7 protein-coding genes are annotated in these 6,526 nt (G+C 31.5%); 3 read left to right on the forward strand and 4 right to left on the reverse strand.

All coding sequences use genetic code 11. The features are described from left to right. Window positions 1-137: 137 nt before the first annotated feature. The 4 genes from F5ESL0246_RS06635 to F5ESL0246_RS06650 form a co-directional block, all read right to left on the reverse strand. Window positions 138-617, reverse strand: a complete 480-nt coding sequence (locus tag F5ESL0246_RS06635; protein WP_122018897.1) for a PTS glucose transporter subunit IIA — start codon at window positions 615-617, stop codon at window positions 138-140. 14 nt (window positions 618-631) lie between these two features. Further along, the gene (locus tag F5ESL0246_RS06640) at window positions 632-1,384 is read right to left on the reverse strand and encodes a DeoR/GlpR family DNA-binding transcription regulator (protein ID WP_122018899.1); all 753 of its coding nucleotides are present in this window, start codon (window positions 1,382-1,384) and stop codon (window positions 632-634) included. A gap of 66 nt (window positions 1,385-1,450) precedes the next feature. After that, window positions 1,451-2,824: a PTS transporter subunit EIIC gene (locus F5ESL0246_RS06645; RefSeq protein WP_199688584.1), complete on the reverse strand. Its 1,374-nt coding sequence runs from the start codon at window positions 2,822-2,824 to the stop codon at window positions 1,451-1,453. Window positions 2,825-2,857: 33 nt separating this feature from the next. Then, window positions 2,858-3,793: a sugar phosphate isomerase/epimerase gene (locus F5ESL0246_RS06650; protein ID WP_122018901.1), complete on the reverse strand. Its 936-nt coding sequence runs from the start codon at window positions 3,791-3,793 to the stop codon at window positions 2,858-2,860. Window positions 3,794-4,140: 347 nt separating this feature from the next. On the opposite strand from F5ESL0246_RS06650, the gene rpe reads away from it, so the two are divergent. The 3 genes from rpe (at window position 4,141) to F5ESL0246_RS06665 (ending at window position 6,372) form a co-directional block, all read left to right on the forward strand. Further along, entirely contained in the window at window positions 4,141-4,791 is a 651-nt protein-coding gene (gene rpe, locus F5ESL0246_RS06655; protein WP_122018903.1) for a ribulose-phosphate 3-epimerase, read from the forward strand. 2 nt (window positions 4,792-4,793) lie between these two features. Further along, window positions 4,794-5,288, forward strand: a complete 495-nt coding sequence (rpiB, locus tag F5ESL0246_RS06660) for a ribose 5-phosphate isomerase B (protein WP_122018905.1) — start codon at window positions 4,794-4,796, stop codon at window positions 5,286-5,288. 67 nt (window positions 5,289-5,355) lie between these two features. Then, window positions 5,356-6,372, forward strand: a complete 1,017-nt coding sequence (locus tag F5ESL0246_RS06665; protein WP_122018907.1) for a LacI family DNA-binding transcriptional regulator — start codon at window positions 5,356-5,358, stop codon at window positions 6,370-6,372. Window positions 6,373-6,526: the final 154 nt, after the last annotated feature.

Consider the following 6,526-nt stretch of genomic DNA (forward strand, 5'->3'; position numbering starts at 1 on the left):
TGCTTTTGCTTTTTAATTTATTAACTGATAACTAATCCAGATTACAAAAATTATAAAGTTATTTTTGAAATCAAAAAAAGGCCTAATTTTCACTTAATTCATGAAAATTAGGTCTTTTTACATATACTTTATCAAAACTACTTAACTACTATATCACCTGCACTAACTTGTGAATCATATTTAACAATAGGATTAACCTGCTTATCATAGCCTTTAGTAAATACAACTATCGTAGTTGGATCGTAACCATTGTCTATAAAAAATTGAGGTTTGATTTTAAGCAATGGTTGCTTCTTTATTACTTTATCCCCTTGATTTACAAGTAACTCAAACCCCTTGCCATTAAGGTTAACCGTCTCTAATCCAATATGTATTAAAATTTCTAATCCTTGTTTGCTCTTTAACCCAATTGCATGCTTAGTTTCTGGAATCATAATTACTTCAGCATCAATTGGAGAAACTATTTCAGACGTAACACCACTAGGGATAATTGCAAAGCCATCACCCATCATTTTTTGCGAAAATATATCATCGTTTACATCATTCATCTTAACCAACTTACCAGAAACCGGAGCAACTATTTCAGATTTTACTTTTTTCGAAAATAATTTAAACACATTAATCTCCTTCTTCACGGCTTAAAGGTATTAGGGAATATTATCTGTGTACCTTCAGCAATTTCATTGTTGAATTGATCAGAAATTAGAGTTGCATCCTTTAATTGCAAAGCACTAACTGTCGACGTTACACCAAACTTACTACTATCGCATAGAATATAAGATTGTACTGACCTTTGGCTAATTATTCTTTTTTTAGAAGATTCTTCAATTGATGGTGTCATATAGCCTGTTCCGATATTTACACCACTGATGCCAAAGAATGCTTTGTCAAAATGTAAATCTTTTAGAGTAGTTTCAGTCAAAGAACCAGTCAAAGATGAAGTAAAGCCATTATAATTACCGCCAATTAAAATAACCTTTGCAACTATATCACCTAAAATACTACAAACCTGTGTATTAGTAGTATAAATAATGATTTTTCTATTAACTATCTGTTTTAACAGAAGCGTGCATGTTGAGCCAGAATCAACATAAATTGTATCTTGGTCTTGAATAATCTTTGAAGCCAATTCGCAAATTTTTTCTTTTTCTTTTAAATGCATAGTTGCCTTTTTTATAAAAGATATTTCACCAATTTTTGATACCAAGCGGATAGCACCACCAAAAAGATATTCAATTTTTCCTTTATCTTCAAGCACTTTAATGTCTCTTCGTAGTGTAGATAATGAAACATCAGGAATTTGTTGATGTAATTCATCAAGTTTGATCATTTTACTATTTTTTAAAATTGTTAAAATTTTGTTTTGTCTCTCAACAGGTAACAAGTATTCTCTCCGTATTAATATTTAATAACTTTTTCACTTCCGTTCAATTATACTATCAAAAATTTGTTAAGCCAATTTTTCATCTTTACTTGTAACCAAGAATCCTAGTACAACACCAACTACAGCAGAAATTCCAAGTCCAATCATTGCATTAATAAAGTTTCCACCATTTTTAGCAATAAATGCTGGAAAAGTAGTTACACTACCAAACACAAAAGCAGTAGTAAATACCTTAGTTAATCCAAGATAAGCCCCTCCAACTGCTCCAGCTATTATTTGTGACAACCAAATCTTTCGATTTTTAACTAATAACCCAAATAATGTTGGTTCAATAATTGCGGATAGGCAAATAGTAATAACACCCGTTAACGAAAAATTCTTTAATTCTTTATCATTTGTTTTCAACCACACACCAAAAGCAGTACCAATAACGCCAAAATTACATGCAAATGTTAATGGACAAATATAGTCAAACCCTTTGGTTGCAATATTATTAATCATAATTGGATTAACGGCCCAGTGAATTCCTAATGATACCAAGAAACTCCAGCCGCCACCAACTACAATGCCACAAAGAATTGGAGCATTTTTTATTAGCCAATTGACAGCATCACCTACAATTTGGCCACCATATACTCCTAATGGGCCAATAACAATTACCGTTAATGGAACCATTATTAATAAGGAAATTAAAGGTGTAACAACTAATTGCAAATTTTCCGGAATATGCTTTTCTAGCCATTTGTATAGGTAAGAATATGCCCAAATGGAAATCAAAATTGGAACAACTGTTGAATTATAATTCATTAAAACCACAGGTATCCCCATAAATGATGACATAGCACCATTACCATGATTACCCATCAACTGGATAAAATCAGGAAATAACAAGGCACCTGCAATTAAAGCACCGACATATGGACTAACTTTAAAACGATTAGATGCAGAAAAAGCTAATAGAATTGGCAAGAAATAGAATACTGCTTTAGAAGCAGCGGTTAAAATCACAAAAGTACCACTTTTTTGGCTTACTAACCCTAACTGACTACTCAAGAGTAATAATCCATATAGAATTCCTGAACCTGCCAATGCAGGTAATAACGGAGCAAATATTCCCGCAATGGCAGTAAACAAATTATTTATCCAATCTTTTACACCATGAATTTCTGGTTTAGTCTCAACAGTTACATTTCCTGAACCATTCACTAAACTTTCAAAAGCATCATATACTTTAGGAACATCGAGACCAATTAAAACCTGGTATTGACCGCCTCCCCGGGCAACATTTATTACACCATCAACTTCTTTAACTTTAGCGTCATCCACGTTATCATCTTTCAAAGTCAAGCGTAGCCTTGTAGCACAGTGTGTCATATTTGCTATATTCTGTGGACCACCTACTGTTTGAAGTATTCCTTGAGCAGTTTTTTTATAATCCATAATTTTCACCTTCTATTTTACAAATTTAGAATTCTATTTTTTTAAAAATTCTAGCATTAACTTTCTTGCTTTTATTCCATCATTAGAATCAATAACCTGCTGAATTTTATCCATCCCTATTTGATCAAGTAAAGCCAATAAATATTTAAGCATTTCAATATTTGATTTTGTTTCATCTGAAGGAGCTTCTCTTACAGGTTCTGTATCAAAGTAAATCATGCCATCAAAATTATATTTTTTCATATAATATAAAAATTCAAGCGTCTTAAAAGGTGTCACTGTACCAACCATTAAGCCGTCATCATGTACACCATATCCATCATTTAAGTGAACTCCAAAAAGTTGCTTACGGCTGCAAAAAAGCGCAGTACCCATCGCTGGATTTTCATGTTTCATCAACATGTGACAATAGTCTAATAAAACTCCAAAGTTTTTACGGTTAATGTCATGAAGCATCATTTCTACTATTCCCATACTGTCAACAAAAGCATAACCCCGCGGTTCATACGGTTTATATTCGATACTCCATTTAATATCAGGAGCATAATCCGCAACTTCTTGACAAGCTCTAACAATCCTATTCCAATATTCAACATAATCAATTTGAAAGCTATAATCAAAACCATCATGAGCACTCCAAATATTAATCATTGTGCCACCAATCGAATGACAATAATCTGCAGCTTCCTTACACATTTTAATAGCATCTTGATAAAGCTTTTCATCTGGATTACCCAAATCACCAGTTAGATAATGCGTTTCAAAGCGCATTTCCATTCCATTTGGTTGCAAATTATGTTTATCAAGCATTTCTTTCATATGTTCTGGAGTAACACCAATTGTTTGCTGTGGAAAATTAATATCAACATAATTGATACCTACTTTTTCTAATTGTGCAAAAACTTTTTCTAAATCATTCTTATAGTGAGGTAAATATGCATTTAATCTTGTAGCTAGTTTTAATTCCATGTGACAGTTTCCTTTCATTTTTCAATTGTTATCGTTTACATTTTCGATTATAATCAAATATTTTCATTTTTACAATATTTTTTTGCATAATTTTTCAAAAATATGCAAAAATTATCATCAATTCAAAAATAAAGTTACTTTTTTTGCTACATAACTTTAATGTTTTTGAGAAAACGTTTTCTCTTGTTGGATAATATATTATATATGTTTTTTACTTTGTCAACTATCGTTTAAATAAATATCCAAAAATATGTTGACATGTAAAGAATTAATAATTAGGTTGACTAATAAAATCTTCAATGTTAAATTCATATTTGAGAAAACGATTGTTCAAAGGAGAATGATATATGAAACGATTACTATGTCCGTCAATGATGTGTGCTAATCTAGCCAACATTAAATCTGAGGTCACTAATTTAATTAAAGCTGGAGTTGATATTTTCCATATGGATATTATGGACGGCGATTTTGTACCCAACTTTGCTTTAGGTTTAGAAGACTACAAAGCAATTCGCAGTTTAACCTCTTTACCTATGGATGCTCACTTGATGGTCAAAAATCCAAATCAATATATTAACTTATTCAGTAATGCTGGAGCTGATATCATATATATCCATCCAGAGGCAGATCCAATTTCTACCAGCACATTATTGAAAATAAAAAGTTTAGGTAAGCATCCTGGGATTGCAATTAATCCTGGTACTTCAATTGAAACAATTAAAGAACTATTACCTCTTGCAGATTATGTAATGGTTATGACTGTTAATCCAGGATTTGCAGGTCAAAAATTTTTAGATTTTGTCATTCCTAAAATTAAAAATCTTGCTCAACAAAAACAAGAAAAAAATTTTACTTTAATGGTCGATGGAGCTATTTCACCAGGAAAAATCAAAGAATTATCAACTATTGGTGTAGACGGTTTTATTTTAGGAACGTCATCACTTTTTGGAAAACAAGAAAATTATCTTGAAATTATCAAAAAATTACGAGGAGAATAATCATGAAAAACTTAAAAATCGCATTTGGTTCTGATCATGTTGGCTACGAACTAAAACCTGTAATCATGGAATATGTTAAGTCACTTGGTTATGAAATTTATGATTTTGGTACTTATTCAAATAAACGAACTGATTACCCAATTTATGGTAAAAAAGTTGGTGAAGAAGTAGCTGCTGGTAATTATGACTTAGGAATTGTCATTTGTGGAACTGGAGTTGGTATTTCAATTGCTGCTAATAAAGTTTCTGGTATTCGTGCGGCATGTGTTAGTGAGCCATATTCAGCTGAATTATCAAGACGTCACAATAATTCAAATATTTTAGCTTTTGGTTCACGTGTTGTTGGATCGGAATTAGCAAAAATGATTGTAAAATCTTGGTTAGATGCAGAATTTGAGGGTGGTAGACACCAAAGACGAATTGACGAGCTAGCTGCAGAAGATACGCACGATAACCAAAAGTTTGATAAAATAAAAAATAATATTACTGAGATATAAAAAATTAATTAATAGTTGGTTTTAATAGCTCACATTAATTAATTATTTAGGAGAATCAAAATTAATCGTGAGTAATAAAGTTTCTATAAAAGAAATCGCTAAATTAAGCGGTGTATCAGCTTCAACTGTCTCACGCGTCATTAACAATAATGGTCGCTTTTCTGAAGAGACAAAGCAACGCGTACTTGCAACTATTAAAAAATATAATTATCAAACTAATAGCTTTGCCAAAGGTCTACGAATGCAGCGCTCAAATACAATTGGAATTATTGTGCCAGACTTAGCAAATACTTTCTTTTCTTCATTAGTTGAAAAAATAGAAAACAACTTTTTTTCTAATAATTATTCCACTATTATTTGTGATACTGGACGTAATTCTAAAAAAGAAATGACTTACCTCCAAATGTTAGAGTCAAAACAAATTGATGGCTTAATTGTAATTTCTGGCGATAGTCCTTTTAATACTAAAATTCTTAGTCGAGATATTCCCGTTGTTTGTATTGACCGTGAACCTAAAAATCAAGATACAATTTATGTGGGATCGGATCATTATACTGGAGCAAAAATAGCTACCCAAACTCTAATTGAAGCTGATACCCAACCATTACTATTTACAATAGTTGGTAGCTCTTCATCTATTAAGCATCGAATAAGGGGTTTTAAGGATACTATTAAATTACTTAATTTAAATAGTAAAATTGATAATTTAATTTTCTACCTTAACAGTGCTTATAAGCAAGGCTCAGACGAGCGAAGGCTAGAAATTAGAACTATTCTACGAGATTTGGTTCAAAAACAAAAATTACCTTTGGGCATTTTTGCTACAAGCGATACTTTAGCTGCTGATATCATAATTTCTGCACGAGACCTTCGCTTAAATATTCCGGGAGATTTAAAAATTGTTGGCTTTGATGATGCTCCAATTGCCAAATATTCATTTCCCGAACTTACTACCATTAGACAAAATGTCGTAGAAATTGCCTCACGAGCTAGTCAACATCTAATTAAAGCAATCAAAAGCGGAGATACTAAGTTAGAGCATGATATTATTCCAGTTAGTTTAATCGAACGATCAACGTTATAACTATCAAAATAAAAATAGGTACAAAATTGATCTGAACCCCGAAATTAAGACAAATTAATTTCGAGGTTTTTATTATGTCTAAATTATCTAAGCAAGACAAAATTGATATCTATAATCTATGGAAAAACTATCAGGTTGGTTCTGGAGAATTAAG

Source organism: Lactobacillus sp. ESL0246, from assembly GCF_003692965.1.
Taxonomy (GTDB): domain Bacteria; phylum Bacillota; class Bacilli; order Lactobacillales; family Lactobacillaceae; genus Lactobacillus.